The 18,088-nt window shown below is 62.1% G+C and carries 19 protein-coding genes and 3 tRNA genes; 2 read left to right on the top strand and 20 right to left on the bottom strand.

What is annotated here, in order from left to right; all coding sequences use genetic code 11:
* Window positions 1-44: 44 nt before the first annotated feature.
* Genes WA145_RS07075 through WA145_RS07055 form a run of 5 tightly spaced genes read right to left on the bottom strand, consistent with a single transcriptional unit; the run spans window position 45 to window position 3,918 of the window.
* Window positions 45-881, bottom strand: a complete 837-nt coding sequence (locus WA145_RS07075) for a DUF2797 domain-containing protein (RefSeq protein ID WP_422580890.1) — start codon at window positions 879-881, stop codon at window positions 45-47.
* On the bottom strand, window positions 881-1,144 hold the full coding sequence (locus WA145_RS07070) for a YeaC family protein (RefSeq protein ID WP_422580889.1): 264 nt from the start codon (window positions 1,142-1,144) through the stop codon (window positions 881-883). The genes WA145_RS07075 and WA145_RS07070 overlap by 1 nt, the downstream gene beginning before the upstream one ends.
* A gap of 46 nt (window positions 1,145-1,190) precedes the next feature.
* On the bottom strand, window positions 1,191-2,060 hold the full coding sequence (locus tag WA145_RS07065) for a rhomboid family intramembrane serine protease (RefSeq protein ID WP_422580888.1): 870 nt from the start codon (window positions 2,058-2,060) through the stop codon (window positions 1,191-1,193).
* Window positions 2,057-3,031 carry a metallophosphoesterase gene (locus tag WA145_RS07060; protein ID WP_422580887.1) on the bottom strand — a complete coding sequence of 325 codons (975 nt, stop codon included), beginning with the start codon at window positions 3,029-3,031 and terminating at the stop codon, window positions 2,057-2,059. The genes WA145_RS07065 and WA145_RS07060 overlap by 4 nt, the downstream gene beginning before the upstream one ends.
* Entirely contained in the window at window positions 3,031-3,918 is an 888-nt protein-coding gene (locus WA145_RS07055) for an NAD(+) kinase (protein WP_422580886.1), read from the bottom strand. Before WA145_RS07055 ends, WA145_RS07060 begins: the two co-directional genes overlap by 1 nt.
* Window positions 3,919-4,102: 184 nt before the next feature.
* Between WA145_RS07055 and WA145_RS07050 the strand changes: the two genes are divergently transcribed.
* Window positions 4,103-5,050, top strand: a complete 948-nt coding sequence (locus tag WA145_RS07050) for a DUF1853 family protein (RefSeq protein WP_422580885.1) — start codon at window positions 4,103-4,105, stop codon at window positions 5,048-5,050.
* 1 nt (window position 5,051) lies between these two features.
* Here WA145_RS07050 and WA145_RS07045 read toward each other — a convergent pair whose 3' ends face one another.
* The 5 genes from WA145_RS07045 to WA145_RS07025 form a co-directional block, all read right to left on the bottom strand.
* Window positions 5,052-6,161 carry a cyclic nucleotide-binding domain-containing protein gene (locus WA145_RS07045; protein ID WP_422580884.1) on the bottom strand — a complete coding sequence of 370 codons (1,110 nt, stop codon included), beginning with the start codon at window positions 6,159-6,161 and terminating at the stop codon, window positions 5,052-5,054.
* Window positions 6,158-7,150 carry a 1-aminocyclopropane-1-carboxylate deaminase/D-cysteine desulfhydrase gene (locus WA145_RS07040; protein ID WP_422580883.1) on the bottom strand — a complete coding sequence of 331 codons (993 nt, stop codon included), beginning with the start codon at window positions 7,148-7,150 and terminating at the stop codon, window positions 6,158-6,160. Before WA145_RS07040 ends, WA145_RS07045 begins: the two co-directional genes overlap by 4 nt.
* 2 nt (window positions 7,151-7,152) lie before the next feature.
* Window positions 7,153-8,523 (bottom strand): chromosome partitioning protein ParA, encoded by a 1,371-nt coding sequence (locus tag WA145_RS07035; protein ID WP_422580882.1) that lies wholly within the window; start codon window positions 8,521-8,523, stop codon window positions 7,153-7,155.
* 261 nt (window positions 8,524-8,784) lie between these two features.
* The gene (locus WA145_RS07030; RefSeq protein WP_422580958.1) at window positions 8,785-9,153 is read right to left on the bottom strand and encodes a nuclear transport factor 2 family protein; all 369 of its coding nucleotides are present in this window, start codon (window positions 9,151-9,153) and stop codon (window positions 8,785-8,787) included.
* A gap of 127 nt (window positions 9,154-9,280) precedes the next feature.
* Window positions 9,281-11,314 (bottom strand): FAD-dependent oxidoreductase, encoded by a 2,034-nt coding sequence (locus WA145_RS07025; RefSeq protein WP_422580881.1) that lies wholly within the window; start codon window positions 11,312-11,314, stop codon window positions 9,281-9,283.
* A 230-nt stretch (window positions 11,315-11,544) separates the two neighbouring features.
* Here WA145_RS07025 and WA145_RS07020 point away from each other — a divergent pair, with 230 nt between their 5' ends.
* Window positions 11,545-12,585: an AraC family transcriptional regulator gene (locus WA145_RS07020; RefSeq protein WP_422580880.1), complete on the top strand. Its 1,041-nt coding sequence runs from the start codon at window positions 11,545-11,547 to the stop codon at window positions 12,583-12,585.
* Window positions 12,586-12,949: 364 nt separating this feature from the next.
* Here the strand turns inward: WA145_RS07020 and WA145_RS07015 are convergent.
* The 10 genes from WA145_RS07015 to gspG all read right to left on the bottom strand — a co-directional run bounded on the left by WA145_RS07015 (window position 12,950) and on the right by gspG (window position 18,086).
* Window positions 12,950-13,026 (bottom strand) — tRNA-Asp (locus WA145_RS07015).
* Between the two features lie 99 nt (window positions 13,027-13,125).
* Window positions 13,126-13,202 (bottom strand) — tRNA-Asp (locus WA145_RS07010).
* Window positions 13,203-13,235: 33 nt separating this feature from the next.
* Window positions 13,236-13,311: transfer RNA gene (locus WA145_RS07005), tRNA-Val, on the bottom strand.
* Window positions 13,312-13,436: 125 nt separating this feature from the next.
* The gene (locus WA145_RS07000) at window positions 13,437-13,946 is read right to left on the bottom strand and encodes a type II secretion system protein M (RefSeq protein WP_422580879.1); all 510 of its coding nucleotides are present in this window, start codon (window positions 13,944-13,946) and stop codon (window positions 13,437-13,439) included.
* A gap of 2 nt (window positions 13,947-13,948) precedes the next feature.
* Window positions 13,949-15,085 (bottom strand): type II secretion system protein GspL, encoded by a 1,137-nt coding sequence (gene gspL / locus WA145_RS06995; RefSeq protein WP_422580878.1) that lies wholly within the window; start codon window positions 15,083-15,085, stop codon window positions 13,949-13,951.
* Window positions 15,082-16,047 carry a type II secretion system minor pseudopilin GspK gene (gene gspK, locus WA145_RS06990; RefSeq protein WP_422580877.1) on the bottom strand — a complete coding sequence of 322 codons (966 nt, stop codon included), beginning with the start codon at window positions 16,045-16,047 and terminating at the stop codon, window positions 15,082-15,084. Before gspK ends, gspL begins: the two co-directional genes overlap by 4 nt.
* Complete coding sequence (gspJ, locus tag WA145_RS06985; protein WP_422580876.1) at window positions 16,044-16,730, bottom strand: type II secretion system minor pseudopilin GspJ; 687 nt, start codon at window positions 16,728-16,730, stop codon at window positions 16,044-16,046. The genes gspK and gspJ overlap by 4 nt, the downstream gene beginning before the upstream one ends.
* On the bottom strand, window positions 16,727-17,116 hold the full coding sequence (gene gspI, locus WA145_RS06980) for a type II secretion system minor pseudopilin GspI (protein ID WP_422580875.1): 390 nt from the start codon (window positions 17,114-17,116) through the stop codon (window positions 16,727-16,729). Before gspI ends, gspJ begins: the two co-directional genes overlap by 4 nt.
* Window positions 17,113-17,655, bottom strand: coding sequence for a type II secretion system minor pseudopilin GspH (gene gspH / locus WA145_RS06975; protein ID WP_422580874.1), 543 nt, complete (start codon window positions 17,653-17,655; stop codon window positions 17,113-17,115). Before gspH ends, gspI begins: the two co-directional genes overlap by 4 nt.
* A gap of 5 nt (window positions 17,656-17,660) precedes the next feature.
* The gene (gene gspG, locus WA145_RS06970; protein WP_422580873.1) at window positions 17,661-18,086 is read right to left on the bottom strand and encodes a type II secretion system major pseudopilin GspG; all 426 of its coding nucleotides are present in this window, start codon (window positions 18,084-18,086) and stop codon (window positions 17,661-17,663) included.
* Window positions 18,087-18,088 lie beyond the last annotated feature (2 nt).

The following is an 18,088-nucleotide window of genomic DNA, read 5'->3' as shown; positions in this document are numbered from 1 at the left end:
TGGCCCTTTGTCTGCGGCGCGCGGGCGCCGGGCGAATAGGTAACTCAGGCGGCCAGTTCGTGAACGGCCAGCTGGTAAGCGGTGTACTTGCGGATATTGATCACGCCGGTATCGAACATCAGGTACTGGCCCTTGATGCCCAGCAACGTGCCCTCGGCCAGCGGGTTCTTGTCCAGGTTGAAGCTGGTGATCTTGGCCGGGTAGGCCTCAATCGGGTAAGCAATCTGCACCACAGACTGATCGCTGAGCGGCTGAATGGCCTGGATACCAAAGCGTTGTTGCAACTCGGTGAGGCCGCTGCTGCAGCTGTCGAACAGCTGATCGCGCACAGTGAGCAGGTCGACCGGTGCGGCATCACCCTTGAGCAGCGCGCGCCAGTTGGTTTTATCCGCCACCTGGCTACGCAGCAGGTCTTCGACAAAGCCGGACTGCTGGCGTGTGGCCACCCGCAGAATCGGCAGCGCCTGGGTCGCGCCCTGGTCGATCCAGCGTGTGGGAATCTGGCTGGCGCGGGTAATGCCGACCTTCACCCCGCTGGAGTTGGCCAGGTAGACCACATGATCGGTCATGCAGAACTGCTCGCCCCAGCTCGGCTCGCGGCAGGTGCCCTGATCGTAATGGCACTTCTCCGGGCTCATGATGCAGATATCGCACTGCGCCAGCTTCTGCATGCAGGGGTAGCAATAGCCCTGACTGTAGCTGCTCTTGGTCTTGCGCCCGCAATGGCTGCAGTGGATGGCGCCGAGAAACTCCAGGCGCAGGCTCTTGCCGATCAGCGGGTTGACCGCCAGCAGCTCATCGCCCAGGCGAAAGCTGTATTGCACCGGCGCATCCAGCTGCACCGCCATTTTGCTCAGGGCACCACGGGCCAGCTCACTCATCAGTGCAGGGTTTCCGAGGTTTTGAACAACAGGTTGGGCACCGGCTCGGATTTGCTGCTGCACTCCTGCGGGCCCATATAGCCGATGCGCTGATCTTCCGGCAGGTTGTGGATTTCCCAGGCGATCAGCGCCTGCAGGGTCAGTTCCTTCTGCTCCTGGCTCAGCTTGCGGCCATCGGGCCATTTACCGATTTCCACCGCCAGCTTGAGGCTCTGGTAGATCTCCGGGGTGATGTTTTCAATCGCTTCGAGAAAGGACGACATACGCGCCTCCAAATGCAAAATGGCAGTTTACCAGCCTGTAGAAGAACTAACTGTGTCGCCGACGCGCCAGCACGCCGCCGACCAACCCGCTCAGGCAACCGGCCAGCAGGCCGCCGACATGCGCCGCGTTGGCAATAGCGCCGAATTGCAGCAACTCGAAAATGCCGGTCATGCAGATCAGCAACCAGGCCAGCATCATCACCAATACGCCCGGCGGCAGGCGATAGGCGGCAGTCGGCGCCAGGCGCTGAAAGATCCAACAATGCCCGAGCAGGCCATACAGCACCCCGGACAGGCCGCCAAACAGCGAGGGACCGACATGCAGGTACTGGGCGAAATTGGCCGCCAGACTGAACAGCAGGGTCAGCCCGAAAAGCATCAGGGCACCCTGACGCGCCTCGATCCGTCGTCCCAGCTCCCAGTACCACAGGGTATTCATCGCCAGATGGAGGATGCCGAAATGAATCAACATCGGCGTCAGCAGCCGCCACCACTGACCGCTGGCCAGTGTGTCGTTAAGGTAACTGAAGTAGAGGTAATCGCCTTGTACGCGGTAGTCGACAAAACTCAGCCAGCTTACTGTCGTCAGGTTATCGCCGAGCAAGGTGATTGCCGCTGCGATAAAGCTCAGCAACAGAACAACAACCGTCATAGGACTGGCTTTCAGCTGCTGCACAAACCCCGGAGCGGCATCCGCAGAAGCCGCTGACGGCTCAAGCAACACCTCGGCATCGCCCTGTGGGTAGCGCCCATAGAGTTCGCGCACCTGCTCGGCCAGCTGTTCGCCGGGCACCCAGAGCACCTGCTCGCCCGCCTCCTCGGCGACCCGGTGCGGCACCTGCAAGCGCTGCAGCAAACTGATAAAGCCGCTCAAATCGACCTGTTCGGGCAGGCGCATTGCCGCTACGGCACTCATGGCCTTGCCTCCGAGCGCTCAACATCGACCCAGACAAACTTGCGGGCCTCCAGGCGCTTTTCCTGGTCGAGCCGATACGCCACCAGTTTGCCGTTCAATACGGCGCTGTAATCCAGACAGGCCAGGTTGCTGCGAATCGGCGCGGGCTTACCGCTGCGCCAGTAGTGACCGACAAACAACAACGGCTGATCGGCCGGGTATTTCAGCAATTCGGTTTTCTGCATCTCGCTGAGCGGCATCTGCGCCGCCAGTTCCGGTAGAGCATCGGGCTGGAAGACTATATCGCCGTAGGTGTGCGGGTCTTCCTCCCAGAACTTGGTGCGAAAGTGTGCGCGGGTAAAGCCATCGTCGCTGGTCAGGGTCATGCCGTGCGGCAGGCGCATATCGGTGCCACGCAGCAGGCGATCCAGCGCGGTATTGGCAAAGCTGCCAGGCACGGCAGCCGCCTGGAGAAAATGCTCATCAATGCAGCCATCAGCAAACTGCGCCCGCAGCGGCTCGATCAGGTTGTCGTCCCAGCAGGCGTGCACCACGCGGAAACGTCCGGCATCAAGAAACAGCGGCAGCGCGTAGAACCAGTCAAGAAACTCGCGCCACTCCGCCGGATGGGCCTCGAACTGCTCCAGAGTTTCCTTGATCAGCCGCGCATGCCGCGGCGTGTGCTCACGGACGAACTGCCGACCTTTACCAGGGGCCACCGGGGTATGCCAGGCCAGGGCGTTGAACTCATGATTGCCCATAATGCACAGCGCCTGACCGGCCACGACCATATCGTGCACCAGATGCAGTGCCTCGCGGATATGCGGGCCACGGTCGACCAGATCACCGAGGAAAATCGCCATACGCTGTGGATGACGCCACACACCGGCCTGCTGGCGATAACCCAGGGTGCTCAGCAGATGCTCCAGGGTTTTCGCACAGCCATGGATATCGCCAATCAGATCGTAACCACGGTCAGGATCAAGGTGCATCAATCCCCCCCGCCGAGCCGGCTACCCCAACCCAACTTGTTGCGGCAGACTTCGTAATAGTTATGATCCAACGGGTGAATCAGGCGCAGCTTCTGCGGCCTTTTCGCCACCGTGATGGTGTCGCCAGGGGCGCAGGTGAAGTGGTTCTGCCCGTCACAGGAAATCAGCGGGTAAATCTGCAGGTCCTTGGACACGACGATCTTCAGCTCGCTGTTGGCATCCACCACAATCGGCCGACTGGACAGCGTATGCGGGTACATCGGCACGATCACGATGGCATCCAGCTTGGGGTGCATGATCGGCCCGCCGGCGGACAACGCATAGGCGGTTGAGCCGGTCGGGGTGGCGACGATCAGACCGTCGGCCTTCTGGCTGCACACGAACTGACCGTCGATATACAACTCGAACTCGATCATCTTGGTCGACTTGCCCGGATGCAGCACCACATCGTTGAGGGCATCGCCCTGACCGATTGCCTCACCGTTGCGCCGTACCTCGGCTTCCAGCAGAAAGCGGTTCTCGGTCAGGTAATGCCCTTCGAGCACCTGCGCCACCTTCACTTCCAGCTCATCGGGGCGAATATCGGTGAGAAAGCCCAGGCTGCCACGGTTGACCCCCAACACCGGCACCTTATGCCGCGCCAACGCACGGGCTGCACCGAGCATGCTGCCATCACCGCCGACTACGATCACCAGGTCGCAGACCTCACCGAGAATCTTCCGTGACGAGGTCTGCAGACCATGGCCTGGCAGCACTTCGGCAATGGTGTCTTCAAGAATCACGTGCAGGTGACGAGCGAGCAGAAATTTCTTCAGCCGGCGAATAGTGTCGAGAACCTGGGTACTGCCCAGCCGACCGATGATGCCGATATTACGAAATTGCTCCATGGTGCTCCCGCCAGGCTCTAAATCCACTGGATCGGATTATGGGCGAAAGCCCAGTGCAGCGGCAAACCGCTGACCCGCTATCACGGCGATTAAGAGCCTATTGACGAGGTTACGAGCTGCTTTTAATCCCGCCGAACCAACGCGCAGCAGATCGAAAATAGGCGCTAAGCGCTATGCTCGCACTATGACGCCTTTCCCCTTACTGATCGACCTGCCCTCGCAGCTGAGCCAGCCCGCTGTGCGCGACTTGGCCTGGGTACTGCTTTCGCCGCCACTGCTGACCCAAACATCCTGGCCACAGCGCCACCCACTGACAGCCAGTGACTGGAGTCAGCAACCTGAGGCATTGGTCGATTGGTTGATGAGCCTGGATGCCGACAGCCATGCCCTGCAACAGTGGCTAAGCCAAAGTTCGGTACGCCGTCTGGGCCTTTACTACGAACGCCTCTGGCAATTTGCCCTGCATGCAGCGCCCGGGATTGAGGTGCTGGCAGCCAACCTGCCCATCCGCCAGCAGGGTCATACCCTGGGTGAGCTGGATATGCTGCTGAGGGATGATCAGGGCGTGCACCACCTGGAACTGGCGATCAAGTTGTACCTCGGTCAGCCGCAATGCAGCGGCGTTGAGCTGGCACATTGGCTCGGCCCAGGCAGCCACGACCGCCTGGATATCAAATTGGCACACCTGGGCCAGCACCAGCTGCCGCTGTCGGCACGCCCAGAAGCCCAACACAGGTTGACTGAGCTGGGTATTCAGCAACCTCAAGCAGGGCTGTGGCTGGGCGGTTATCTGTTTTATCCCTGGCAGCAACCTGCTTATGCAGCACCGCAGAACGGCAATCCCACCCACCTGCGTGGGCGCTGGCTGCACCGCGCGGACTGGCCGGGCTTTGCCATGCACAACCCAGGTCATTGGCAACCGTTAGCCCGGCACGCCTGGCTGGCGTCGGCGCGGATTGACGAAGAACATCTGTGGACGCGCGCGCAGTTCAGCCAATGGCTCGCCGCGCTGCCGAGCGATGCCAACGCACAGTTGCTGGTGCGTCTGACTGAAGGCCCACAGCGCTGCTGGCTGGAGGCTGAACGGGTGTTTCTGGTCAATGACCACTGGCCAGCGCAACCGCCCGGCTAGCTCACCGACTGCGTTCGGTACGCCCGCCCGAGCGCGCCAGATAGCCCGAGCCACTCTCACACAGCAGCGCATCACGCTGCACTGCCGGCAAGGCATCCACCCCATCACGCAGGGCATAGGCGCGGTAACCAAGCTGCGAAAGCAGAAACACCGCACTGCTGCTGCGCTTGCCACTGTCGCAATAGCACAGATAGCTGCGCGTCTTATCCAGCAAGCGGGCCTTCAGGCGCAGCAGTTGCAGCGGCATGTTGAGTGATTGCAGGGCATGGCAGCGCTCGTATTCCTCCTGTAGACGCACATCCAGCCACTGCGCGCCCGCAGCGAGCAAACGCGAGGCTTCGCCGAGCGATACTTCATCGACCACCGGGGCTTTCAGCAAAGCGAAGAAGTCCTGGCGATCCAGGCGCAGCACCACGCCATCTTCCAGCATGGTCACCGTGGCATTGCGCGGGCTGTCAGCCAGCAAGGCTTCTTCGCCGAAGCAGGCACCGATCTCCAGTTCGGCCAACACCTGCTGCGCACTGTCTGCACCGCGGATCACCTCGGCCCGGCCATTTTTCAGGAAATAGCAGCTGTCACCGACATCGCCTTCCTGCAGCACGGTACTACCGGCGGCCAGCTCGATGCGTTGCAAACGCTCCAGCATGGCGCGCACGTTGGATGGTGGCACCTTGGCAAACAGGGGGTTTTCCAGCAGGCGTTCCAACCACTCGACATCCTCATGAGTCTGCCCCAGTTGCAGCAGCAGGTCCTGGTAGGCCAAGCGCCAGGTGAGCAAGCGATTGAGGGTCGCGGTGTCCAGTGCCAACACACTGGCATCGCTCAGCGCCCGCGCCTCATGCAGGCGCGGCAGGCTCGGTGACAAGGGATGACAACTGGCCTCGCTACCGGCCTGCACCCGTTGTTCCTGGCCATCGGCCGATTGCAGCAGCAACTCGCCCGCCAGCAGGTAATAGGTCATGCGCGCCTGATCCCCCGGGCGAAACAACAACTGTCCGGCCAGCAAAGGCTGTGGCACCAGTTGTGTACGCAGCTCACGCCACTGCTGCTCGGACAACACGTTAAGTGGTGTCAGGCTGCGTAACTGTTCAGGGTTAAGGGGTTCGTTCATGGAATGTCCAGGCTCCGCTGGTTAACTTCAGTGTAGCCGGGTTGATCGGCTGAGCATGCTTTGGCAGCCTGCCAGATGGCCGCAGCTCGGCCCTGCAAGCCACCCGTGTGGACAAATACCAGGCGGCTGCCGCGAGCAAAGTAACCGGCCTCGACCTGCTGGCGCAACGCCATTAAGGCCTTGGCGGTATACAGCGGTTCCAGCGGCACGCCGCTGTGTGCTTCAGCCGCTTGCATAAACTCAAGCAACTCGCCGTCCACCTTGGCAAACCCACCACGGCTGGCTGCATGCAGCTGATATCGCCCAACGGGCATAGCGGCCGCCTGGACAATCGCCTGCACCTGTTGCTCAACCCCATGGTCCTCCGGCACGGCCAGCGCCGCATGCAGCGGATGCGCGCCGGCCTCACCTAACAGCAGGCCAGCCAGGGTGGTGCCCGTGCCTGCCGCCAGCCACCAGGCGTCGTAATCGCTCCAACCCAGGCTTGGCAGCTGCTGGCGAACCTGCTGCACCAGGCTCATGCACCCCAGTGCCCCCGGCAGGCCACCACCGCCCTCCGGCAGCGGATAAAAGCCCGGATAGTGCGCCAGCCAGGGCAACCAGAAACCGGCCGCATGCCGAGCCCGGTAGCCCGCGTATCCGAGCCAGTGCAGCTGCATACCGAAGGCTTGCAGATCAACTACAGTCGGCGTCTGCTGCGGGTGGCCGCGCAAAAGCCCGACCGTCTGGAAATTGAAGCGTTTACCGGCGGCAGCCAGGGCATGCAGGTGATTGGAGTGCGCGCCGCCCAGGCTGATCACACCAGTGGCATCACCGGCCTGTGCGGCGCGAAGATGTTCGGAAAGCTTGAACCATTTATTGCCACTGATCAGTGGATCAAGCAGGTCCAGGCGCAGCACCGCCAGTTCAACCCCGGCGGCGGCTAACCACGCAAAGCGCCAGGCTTGCAACGGCGCGCATGGCAACCAGTCAGGCAGGACAACAGGCAAGGTTAACTAACAGTACGCAAACGGCTGTTGGCCTTGTGCCGCGCACAGCAATTGGATTCACCCAGAGCAAATCGGCTTGGCGTGTCGATACGGTCGATGGGGATGGCGCAACGCTCGCCACTTGGCAGCAGAGCCTCGCAACTCGGCTGCTGGTAATGCGCCAGCCACTGACGGTACTGCTCTTCACTGACAAAACACTTGGCCGCGGCATAGGCCAATGGGTTGTCCTGGTAGGCGGCAACATCCTGCAAGGGAATGGTCAAATGCCCGGCCCCAGGGTGATAGACCACAAACACCACGCCGAGCTTGGCCAAGCGCTCGAGAATCTGATCCCCGCCCTGGCTGACCAGTTCGGTATAGGCGCGCTTGAGGCGATTAATCTCCTGCAGCGCCTGGGTTTCCTGCTCGCCGCGATAAGCCAGCTCGACATCGCGAATGGCAATCTGCTCTTTGTATTCGGCTACCGCAGAGGCGATCTTGGCCTGCATCTCGCCCTCGAACTGGGCACGCAGGCTGTCGCTCTCACTGCGGCCATCAGACTGCAGTGCACGCAGCTGTTCGGTCATATCCTCGCGGGAGGTCTGGAAACTCGCAGCCTGAGCGGCCAGTTGCGCCTTCAACGCAGCATTGTGCTCTTCCTGCTGGCGCAGAGCCTGATGCAGGCCTTGGATTTGCGCCTGGAGACTCTTGCTCTGTTCGTCGCTGGCCAACTTAAACTTGGCCAGTTCTTCTTCGTGCTGCTGGGTCAGGCTGCTAATGCGCAAACGTTGCTGTTTGATCAGTTGCGCAGTTTTTAAGCGGTGGGCTTGATCGCGTTTATCGCTCGCTTTGACCGCTTCATCCTGAGCCGGATCAGGGGCATACCACTTGTCTTCGGACGCCATTTGCAGGCGCTCAGGGGTAACCGCTTGAGCCCCGTCATCCTCGACCAGCAGGCCTAGGCTGTTGCGCTTGATAACATCGCGCAGCAATGCCAGGTCATTATTGCCAGGAGCCAAGCTGGGGTCCCAGAGATGCATTTGATGCCAGGACACCGGGCATTGGCTGCGGCAGGCCAGACGAATCGGCCCTGCGCCCAGATCAGGGCCACGTCCGGCGCGCTCAGCCAATGCCTGCAGGGGGATATTCCAACCAGAGTCCGGCGCACCCTTTTCATCGAAATCCAGGTAAAAGAACACCAGCGCCTTGATCAGCAAACGCGGGTTGATCAGCGCGAAAGCGATACGCATCTGCTGGTCGGCGAACTCGGGCATATTCACAACGCCATCGAGCAAGGCTTCGAACTCAGTGAAAAACATTTGCTTGCAGATGCCGCCGCGCTCACTGAAGAACAGTACGGCCTCAACCATCTTCGGCTTGTTCTGCATGCTCATCGCTTTTCCTCTAGGCCGAAACGGGCGCAGCGCTCAATGCGTGACGCTTGTCCATGCTGCGCAAAAACTAGCGCACATGGCAAGACCGTCAACATTATGACGAGCCATACAAGACTTCGGTTGCAGGCGCCACACCCTTGTTTCTGCAAGTCTAGGGGAAAAACCAAGCTCGGCAATGTGACTGGGTTGGCAGTCACCCTGCCAACCCGCCACTAAAAACCGGCTTACCGGGCGAAACTGTGATGGATTTGGTGCAACGCTTCAGGCTTTGGCCGCCGCCAGAAAAGGCGCCAGGCGCCGGCCCATTTCTTCGCCCAGGGCCTGCAGGCCACTCATGGGGCGAACCATCACTTCAAACTCGACAATCTTGCCGGCTTGGTCAAAGCGAATCATGTCGATACCCTTGAGCTCGCGCTCGCCCACCTTGGCACTGAATTCCAACACTACGTTAAGGCCATCGGCGCTGGCCAGTTCACGGTGATAGGCGAAGTCGACGAACACCTTGCTCACGGTATTGAGAATCAGCGACACCATGGGCGCACCGGCATAGGGTTTGTGCGCCATGGGCGAGCGGAACAGCGCCTGCGGGTGCAACAATTCCGGCAGGCTGCGCAGGTCGTTGGCCTGCATCAGAGCATGCCATTGCGCGAGGGTGGCGGCAGCGGCCGGTTGTAGCTGAGGATTCTCGGACACGGGCTTCTCCTTATTGTTGTCAGCCACATACAAAACGGCCCGCACTAGGCGGGCCGTTGTTCGATCAGAGTTCGGCGGCGAGGCGCGAGCCCTGGTTGATCGCGCGTTTGGCGTCCAGCTCGCTGGCCACATCGGCACCACCGATCAGGTGCACATTCTGCCCGGCGCTTTCCAGGCCTGCCTGCAGCTCGCGCAGCGGGTCTTGCCCCGCGCAGACGATCACCGTATCCACCGGCAATACCTGCGGCTCGCCACCGGCGATGCTGATATGCAGGCCAGCGTCGTCGACTTTGAGGTACTCGACCGAGTTGAGCATCTGCACGTTCTTGTTCTTCAGGCCGGTGCGGTGGATCCAACCAGTGGTCTTGCCCAGGCCGTCGCCGACCTTGGATTTCTTGCGCTGCAGCAGGAACACCTCACGCGCCGCCGGGTGCGGATGGGCCTGAATCCCCGCCACGCCGCCACGGGCCTCCAGTGCACCATCGATACCCCACTCCTTCCAGAACTCCTCGCGGTTAAGGCTGGTGGCCTCGCCCTGGTGGGTGATGAACTCGGACACATCGAAGCCGATACCACCGGCACCGATCACCGCGACCTTCTGGCCAACCGGTTTGCGTTGCAGGATGGCGTCCAGGTAGCTGATCACCTTGGCGTGCTCGATCCCCGGAATAGCCGGAGTGCGCGGCGCAATACCGGTGGCCAGGATGACTTCGTCATAACCGCCCTTGGCCAGGTCATCGGCCGAAACACGGGTATTCAGGCGCAGATCGACGCCGGTGGTTTCCAGCTTGCGCTTGAAGTAGCGCAGGGTCTCGAAGAACTCTTCCTTGCCTGGTACGCGCTTGGCCACATTGAACTGCCCACCGATTTCGGATGCCGAATCGAACAGGGTCACGCTGTGACCACGCTCGGCCGCCACCGTGGCGGCGGACAGGCCTGCAGGACCGGCACCGACCACGGCAATCTTCTTCACCGCAGTGGTCGCAATGTAGTTCAGCTCGGTCTCATGGCAGGCGCGCGGGTTGACCAGGCAGCTGGTCAACTTGCCGCCGAAGGTGTGGTCCAGGCAGGCCTGGTTGCAGCCGATGCAGGTGTTGATTTCATCGCTGCGACCGGCAGCGGCCTTGTTGACGAAGTCCGGGTCGGCGAGGAACGGACGGGCCATGGAGACCATGTCGGCGTCGCCTTCGGCCAGTACCTGCTCGGCCACTTCCGGGGTGTTGATGCGGTTGGTGGTGATCAGCGGGATCGACACTTCGCCCTTGAGCTTGGCGGTGACCTTGGTGAAGGCCGCGCGCGGCACCTTGGTAGCGATGGTCGGGATGCGCGCCTCGTGCCAGCCGATGCCGGTGTTGATCAGGGTCGCACCGGCCTGCTCGATGGCCTTGGCCAACAGCACGATCTCGTCCCAGGTGCTGCCACCCTCGACCAGGTCGAGCATCGACAGGCGGTAGATGATGATAAAGTTCGGCCCCACCGCTTCCCTGACACGGCGGACGATTTCCACCGGCAGGCGCATACGGTTTTCGTAGCTGCCGCCCCAGCGGTCGGTGCGGTGGTTGGTGTGGGCGGCGAGGAACTGGTTAATGAAATAACCTTCCGAACCCATGATCTCAACGCCGTCGTACTCGGCCTGCTGGGCCAGCACGGAGCAGTTGATAAAGTCCTGAATCTGCTTCTCGATGCCTTCCTCGTCCAGCTCTTTCGGCTTGAACGGGTTGATCGGCGCCTGGATGGCGCTCGGCGCTACCGATTTCGGGCTGTAGGCATAGCGACCGGCATGCAGGATCTGCATGCAGATCTTGCCGTCCGCCGCGTGCACCGCGCGGGTGACGATCTTGTGCTTTTCGGCTTCTTCGGCGGTGGTCAGTTTGGCCGCACCGGAATACACGCCGCCTTCCTCGTTCGGGCCGATACCGCCCGTCACCATCAGGCCAACACCGCCACGGGCACGCTCGGCGAAATAGGCCGCCATGCGCTCAAAACCATTGGCCTTCTCTTCCAACCCGGTGTGCATCGAGCCCATCAGGGTGCGGTTCTTCAGGGTGGTGAAGCCCAGATCGAGCGGGGCCAGCAGATTGGGGTACTGAGCAGTCATGGGAATCTCCACATCGGGTGTTGGCTATCACGGGTGCCGCAACCTCTTGGCGGGTCGCGGTCGAATATGGTCTAGACGATAATCAGCCGCGCCGAACAGCTCAATGACCTAAAGTAACAACCTAATGATCAAAAAGCGCAGCAAGCCTTGGCAAAGTCCCAGCGCCTGCCTACCCTGACGCCTTAGCTAAATGCCCAACCCTGAATGGGCGCAGACGGGATAACCTTGCAATGCTGAAAAGCACACGGGTCAAACTCGGCGATCTGTCGGTCGGCTTTGTCGACAGCCTGGCCGATGCCATGCGTCATTGCGCCCAGGATCCGCAACCATTGCTCGACAGTTACGGCCTGGATGCCGCACGCCTGGCCGAACCGCGCGCGCGACTATCAATTCCGCGCTATATGCGCCTGGGCCATAGCGCCATCCAGCAATGTGGCGAACCCGGCCTGGGCCTGCTGATGGGGCAAACCAGCCGCCTGAGCCAACTGGGTCTGGCCGGCGTTACAGTCATGCAGGCACCGACGGTGCGCGAGGCGGCGCGTGCGCTGATTCGCTTCGAACCGCTGTATGCCAGCAATTACCGCGGCCAGTCCAGCCTGCACGAAGACAGTCGGGGCGCCTGGCTGCGCTTCTATTCGATCAGCCCGTATAACGCCTACAACCGCTTTGTGATCGATTCGGTACTGGCCAGCTGGGCACAACAACTCAGCAAGCTGGCGCAGCAAGTGCTGCCTGTGGAGAAAGTGCAGATCGAATTTCCCGCGCCCGACTATGCGGCGCAGTACGGCGAGCTGTTTAACTGCCCGGTGGAGTTTGCCAGTGAGCACAACCAGCTGCGTCTGAGCCAGCAGAGCCTGAATCTGCGCAACCCCGAGCACTGCCCCAGTACCTGGCGGCACCTGCTGGAAATCTGTGAGCGGGAACTGACGCAGCTGACCCGCACCCGCAACCTGCGCGAGCGCATCACTCAGCTGCTTGGTCCTTTACTGCATGGTCGCGAACCGGACCTGGCAGAAGTGGCCGCGCGCCTGCAGCTACCGACCTGGACCCTGCGGCGCAAACTGGCCGAGGAAGGCACGCAGTTTCGCAGCATCCTCAACGACACCCGCCGCGACCTGGCCATGGCCTATATCCGCGACACCGAACTGGCCTTCGGTGAAATCGCCTACCTACTCGGCTTTGCTTCGGCGGAGGCCTTCCAGCGCGCGTTTAAACGCTGGAACCAGCAAACCCCAGGCGACTACCGCCGCGAGCAGCGCCGCGCGCTTTAGCCGCTCTAATACGGATCAGAGTTCGGTGGCGTCTTCGTCACGCTCCGGCACATCCTGCTCGCGGGCACGGGTTTCCAGCAGCTCTTCTTGATAATCGTCCATTGCCTATTCCTCCCACTCGATATGTCAGCAACCGCTCATTGCATAAACAAAGAGCATGCCAATCAAGCTAGAGCAGACAGATGAACACAAGATGACAGTTTGTCGCGCTAGAGGCTCAGGGCAGCCTCAAAATAAATTGCAGGCCATAAAAATCGTCTGGAACGATTTTTTAACGTCGCGAAGCGACGGCCCGAAGGGTTGCCGCCAGGGATGGCAGGCAATAAAAAACCCGCTGATATCGCTATCAGCGGGTTTTCTAATATGGCGCAGCGGACGGGACTCGAACCCGCGACCCCCGGCGTGACAGGCCGGTATTCTAACCGACTGAACTACCGCTGCATGTCGGTGGACTTGCGTCCGTACAACTCTTGCTTCGTCTGATGAAGCAGCCTGTAGGGCTTTTCCATCTCAACTTAAGCGAACTCAAGCTGGAAAATATGGCGCAGCGGACGGGACTCGAACCCGCGACCCCCGGCGTGACAGGCCGGTATTCTAACCGACTGAACTACCGCTGCGCGTCGGTGGACTTGCGTCCGGTTTCACAAGAGTGGTGGGTGATGACGGGATCGAACCGCCGACCCTCTGCTTGTAAGGCAGATGCTCTCCCAGCTGAGCTAATCACCCGCTGCTTGCGAGGCGCGAAATTTACGCAAGGGCCGCACCTAAGTCAACACCCTGCTTCAAGTTTTTCTAAAAAAGCGGAAAAACAACCGTCCGCCCCAGGCGCCATCACAGGGCACGCCGCACCATTATTGCGCCACCCGCAGGCTTAACCGAGCAGCCACCTTATTGTCCTCGGCGCGGTCCAACCCGGCTTCGGCGATTTGCACGCCCTGCTCTTGCAGCACGGTGAACCAACGCAGCAACTGGGCAAAAGGTGCCGGTTGCAGGTTGAGCTGCACGGCGCCGTCGCCGGCGTTATCCAATCGCTCGATGGTCAGACCCTGGGTCGCCGCAGTGGCCGTGACCATGCCTTGCAGCCGCTCGGGGTCAATCGCCTGCTGCGGGGTACTGGCCAGATTGCGCGCCGCCGGCGCCTGGCTATGCAGGTAGGCATTCAATTCGCGCTGCGCGGCAAATGCACTACGCGCTGCGGCCAGACGCTCCTGCGCCGGCTGCCAGAGCGTCAGATAGAGCAGCACCAGCAGCAGAAACGCCGCCAGACTGCCGAGCGAGAACTGCTCACGCGGCGCCAGCGCACGCCAGCGTTGCAGCAACAGCGAATTATCCAGCTGGAAGCCTTTGCCTTGCGAAACCATGTTCATCCTCCGATCACCACGCGCGCACTGACCCCTGCACCTTCCCGGCTGGCCGAGCCCAGTTGCACCGCCAAGCCGCTTTCCTGCAAACGCTCACGCAGACGCTCCAGCTCGGCAAAACCGGCGGCCTGTACCTGCATGGCCAGATCGCCGCGCGCCTCGCTGAAATCCACCTGACTGATCTGCACCTGGCCGCCCTCGGCAGCCAGCGCGCCACTGACCTGGGCGAGCAGGCCGAGCAAGCGGGTTTGTCCGCTGCCCGCGCCGGCCTGCAGGTGCTGATCAAACTGCGCACGCAGGTTGACCAGCTTGCTGTCCTGGGGGAACAGTTCCTTGTACAACGCGGCGCTGGCGGCAGCGTATTCATCGGCCTGACGCTGCAGGTGCCAGCCCTGCGCCAGATTGAAGCCCCACTGCAGCACCAGCCACATGCCGACCAACCCCAACACCGGCCGCCAGCGCTGCCACTGGCCGTTACTGCTTTGCACGGCGAACTCGCCCTGCGCCAGGTTATTGCGCAGCGGCTGCTGGGTCAGCCAAACAAAGGGCTCGGCCACCGCCATGCTCTCACACACCGGTTGTGGCGTCGGCTGCTGCGGATCACCCCAGGCAACCTGCGGCTGCTCACACAAGGGACTCAGCAGCGGCCAGTCCTGCGCCTGCAGCGCCATCCGGGTGACATTCTCGCCGCCGAGCAACCAACGACCGTGCAGCGGCAAGAGCGCAGTGCCAGGCCCAGGCAACAGGTCGGCATCCACGGCAATCGCCTGCGGCGCTGTGGCGCACAACGCCAGCCAGCCGGCCAGCCAGCTGCGGCGCACGGCAAATACCCGATGGCGGCCATCGGCCAGTTGCTCGCCCAAGGCCAGGTGCATCAGCTCGACTTCCTCGGCGAGCAGCTCTTCCACCGCAAACGGCAATGCCTGACGCAGCCAGCGCGCCTTGCGCGTCGGCAGATTGACCGCGCAGGCCGTCACCGCCTCAACGGGCAGGACCAGGGTCCAGCTGGCGCCAAGCTGCGTCTGCGCCTCGCTGAATGCCAGGGTTTCGCTCACCCCGTCGGCCACCCACTGCACGGGTAGCTCCGCCTGCGCGCCGGCACAGGCGGCGGGCGGCAGAAATACATAGGTCTGACTCATGGCTCGATTTCCTCAACGGGCGTGGGCGGCATACCGCCCTGCCCCAAATCACGGGCTAGAACATACACTTGGCCATCACTGGCGCGCTGCAAGGTGCTGCGTAAAACCTGACGGCGCTCACCCACAGTGACTTCGCTGAGCACCTGAAAATACTGACTTTTGACGTCCAGACCCTGGCTCTGAGGCTGCAAACCGCTGAGCCGCGCGGTAAAGCTCGGTACATCACGATAGCCCTCGGCCCCTCGGGCGGCGACCAGGCCCTGGGCGGTACTCAGGGGCAACCCTTCAGCCACGCTGGCCAACACCCGCGCGCTGGCGGTATTGACGTTAAGCGTGGCGTCCGCCGGCAAGGCGCTGACATAGGGCGACAGGCGCTGGTAGTCCGCCTCGCTCATGTCCAGCAACAGGCGCAGCTCCGAGACATCCTTCAACTCCCGATTGCCCGCGCGATAAGGCGGCTGCGCCAGCAGGTATTGGTTGTCTTCCGCGCCGTAACCGCCGCTGGGCTGATCGTCGGTATCCAACCAATCAAGCAGCCGCTCGGCGTAGGGTGCTTCGATCTGCAGCCCCAGCAGCAGACGGCGAAACTGCGCCACGGCGGCCTCATTGGGCTGGCCCTGACGCAGCAGGCTGTTGAGGTTGAAACGCCCGCTCGGATCGCTGATCTGCACCCGCAAGGTGCCACCCTCATCCAGGGCAAAGGGCGCGCGCGACTTGGCCCAGGCCTCGCCCGGATGATCCACCGATGCACGCGGATCACCCTCACGTAAATCCCGCAGCAGAATAGCCTTGGCCAGGGTCTCGCCGCCCAGGGCGTAATGCCAGGCCTGACGCACGTGCAGCTGATTGGCGCTGCTGCGGATCGACAGTTGCTGGCGGGCGATTATCCCCGCGCTGACCACCGTGACCACCGCCACCACCAGCAACACGGTGATCAGCGCCATACCGCGCTGCCGATTCATAAGCGCGGCTCCTCGGAAATATCTTCACCGGGATCATCTGGACTCGCTTCAGGCGCTTGCTGCAGACGCTCCGGCAAGCCTTCGGGCAGGCGCAGCAGACGGCGCAGTTCACCATAACGGCGATGCTCCAGCACCAGCTCAACAGCCTGCGGCAAGAGCTTGAGGGCATCGTCCGGGTTATTGCCCAGCGGCGGCCAGCTGGTCTGCCAGGTGCCCTGCTGATCCAGATAGCGCAGTTGCAGTCGAGTCACCCCATCCAGCGCTTGTTGCATCTGCGGCTGGCTGTCCTGCGCCTGATCCAGCACCGTCCAATACTGGCGCTGCCACAGTTCGCCACTGAGTTGCCAGCGCACGCGCTGCAGGCCGGAGCGCGACTGCCCTAGCGGGTTGCGCCAGCCACTGCGAGTCAACTCCAGGGCCGGGTTACCCAGGTCATCACCAATCAAAGCAGCGCGTGGGTCGCCAAAGGGATCGCGCGTAGGCCTGGCCTGCACCTGCAGCACATCACGTTCGAATGCGGCCATGGCGCGCACCAGTTCGCGCAATTGCAGTTCATGGGCGCGGGTGACCTTATCGGTTTGCAGCACGCTGTCGAGCATGCGGTAGGTGCCCAGCCCCAGCAGCGCAAAGATGGCAATGGCGATCAGCAATTCGAGCAGGGTAAAGCCGCGCGCCGCCCTCATGGCATCACCCCGAGAAAACCATTGAGGCTGACCAGCGCACGCTCGCGCACATCGCCAGCCAAACGCCCCTGCTCTGCGGGCGCGACCCACAGGGTGACCCGGCGCATATCTGCCTCGCTGGTGGCCTCAACCTCGCTTTGCCACTGCCAGCGCCGCCCGGCGAACTCCACCTCGCCCTGGTCACGGCCATCGGCAACCGGGGTCTTCGACAACTGCAATTCAGCCAGCTGATTGTCGGCGATCCACATGGCCAGGGTCTTTTCTTCCAAACGCGCGGCGGTTTGCAGGCTGCGCGCGGTGGCGGTCAGCACGCTGGCGGCGACCAGGGCGAAAATCGCCAGGGCCACCAGCACTTCCAGCAGGGTAAAGCCGCGCGCGCGCCTCATCGTTTGCGCCCTGCCGACAGCTCGCTCTCGACCCTGGGCAATTGGAAACCATCGCTAACCAGTTGCAGGCGCAGCCCATCGGCGCGGCGCTCGGCCAGGCGTAAGCGAAACGGGCTGATCTCACCGCTGGACAGCAGCAGCAGCTGCGGCGTCAATGCGCCTTTGCTCGGCTCTTCGCCCTCTGGCAGCGGCAGCTCCAGCGCGGCGCCTTCCAATTCGACGCTCAGTTCGGCCCAGTCGGGCAGTTTATGGGGCTTGGCCGACAAGGCCTGCCAACTCTGCTTCGCCGAGTCGTAGCGCAACACCTGATAGGCCTCGCGGCTGAGCAGCAGGCCGTATTCCTGGTTATCCAGCACCGCTTCCTCGGCCAGCACGCCAATCAGTCCGGCCAGCCGTTCGGCTTCGTTATGCAGCTCGCGCCCCGGACCGGCGATGCCGACGCTGAGCACCGCAATACCGACCAGGCTGCCGAGGATCACCAGCACCACCAATAGTTCGATCAGGGTAAAGCCCCCGGCCGGGCTCGGTTGCTGGCGCATGGGGATCAGAGGTCCCAATTACCGATATCAGTATCCTGATCACTACCGCCTTCTTTGCCGTCGGCGCCCAGGGAATACAGGTCGAAAGCCCCCTTGGTGCCCGGCGCCAGGTATTGGTAGACGTTGCCCCAGGGATCGATCGGCAGGCGCTTGAGGTAGCCATCGCGGTTCCAGTTCTTCGGCTGCGGGTTACCAGAAGGCTTTTTCACCAGCGCTTCCAGCCCTTGCTGGGTACTCGGATAGGCTTGGTTGTCCAGCTTGTACATATCCAGCGCGGCGGCCACGGCCTTGATATCACCCTTGGCCACGGTGACCTTGGCCTGATCGGGCCGGCTCATGACCTGCGGCACCACCAGGGCAGCCAAAATCCCCAGAATGACCACCACCACCATAATTTCGATCAGCGTAAAACCGGATTGACGCTTGTTCACTG

The sequence above is a fragment of the Pseudomonas sp. genome (assembly GCF_049301935.1).
Lineage (GTDB): Bacteria > Pseudomonadota > Gammaproteobacteria > Pseudomonadales > Pseudomonadaceae > Aquipseudomonas.
The sequence above is the reverse complement of the archived record's forward strand: the minus strand, read 5'-3'. Positions and strand labels throughout refer to the sequence as shown.

What these genes read in the sequence shown, in the direction of transcription:
- WA145_RS07020 (WP_422580880.1), top strand. Translation starts at nt 11,545, where the DNA reads ATGCTGAAAAGCACACGGGTCAAACTCGGCGATCTGTCGGTCGGCTTT.
- gspI (WP_422580875.1), bottom strand. Translation starts at nt 17,116, where the DNA reads ATGAGGCGCGCGCGCGGCTTTACCCTGCTGGAAGTGCTGGTGGCCCTG.
- gspL (WP_422580878.1), bottom strand. Translation starts at nt 15,085, where the DNA reads ATGAGTCAGACCTATGTATTTCTGCCGCCCGCCGCCTGTGCCGGCGCG.
- WA145_RS07075 (WP_422580890.1), bottom strand. Translation starts at nt 881, where the DNA reads ATGAGTGAGCTGGCCCGTGGTGCCCTGAGCAAAATGGCGGTGCAGCTG.
- WA145_RS07065 (WP_422580888.1), bottom strand. Translation starts at nt 2,060, where the DNA reads ATGAGTGCCGTAGCGGCAATGCGCCTGCCCGAACAGGTCGATTTGAGC.
- WA145_RS07055 (WP_422580886.1), bottom strand. Translation starts at nt 3,918, where the DNA reads ATGGAGCAATTTCGTAATATCGGCATCATCGGTCGGCTGGGCAGTACC.
- WA145_RS07030 (WP_422580958.1), bottom strand. Translation starts at nt 9,153, where the DNA reads ATGCAGGCCAACGACCTGCGCAGCCTGCCGGAATTGTTGCACCCGCAG.
- WA145_RS07000 (WP_422580879.1), bottom strand. Translation starts at nt 13,946, where the DNA reads ATGGTTTCGCAAGGCAAAGGCTTCCAGCTGGATAATTCGCTGTTGCTG.
- WA145_RS07060 (WP_422580887.1), bottom strand. Translation starts at nt 3,031, where the DNA reads ATGCACCTTGATCCTGACCGTGGTTACGATCTGATTGGCGATATCCAT.
- gspJ (WP_422580876.1), bottom strand. Translation starts at nt 16,730, where the DNA reads ATGAGGGCGGCGCGCGGCTTTACCCTGCTCGAATTGCTGATCGCCATT.
- WA145_RS07045 (WP_422580884.1), bottom strand. Translation starts at nt 6,161, where the DNA reads ATGAACGAACCCCTTAACCCTGAACAGTTACGCAGCCTGACACCACTT.
- WA145_RS07035 (WP_422580882.1), bottom strand. Translation starts at nt 8,523, where the DNA reads ATGAGCATGCAGAACAAGCCGAAGATGGTTGAGGCCGTACTGTTCTTC.
- WA145_RS07050 (WP_422580885.1), top strand. Translation starts at nt 4,103, where the DNA reads ATGACGCCTTTCCCCTTACTGATCGACCTGCCCTCGCAGCTGAGCCAG.
- gspK (WP_422580877.1), bottom strand. Translation starts at nt 16,047, where the DNA reads ATGAATCGGCAGCGCGGTATGGCGCTGATCACCGTGTTGCTGGTGGTG.
- WA145_RS07070 (WP_422580889.1), bottom strand. Translation starts at nt 1,144, where the DNA reads ATGTCGTCCTTTCTCGAAGCGATTGAAAACATCACCCCGGAGATCTAC.
- gspH (WP_422580874.1), bottom strand. Translation starts at nt 17,655, where the DNA reads ATGCGCCAGCAACCGAGCCCGGCCGGGGGCTTTACCCTGATCGAACTA.
- WA145_RS07025 (WP_422580881.1), bottom strand. Translation starts at nt 11,314, where the DNA reads ATGACTGCTCAGTACCCCAATCTGCTGGCCCCGCTCGATCTGGGCTTC.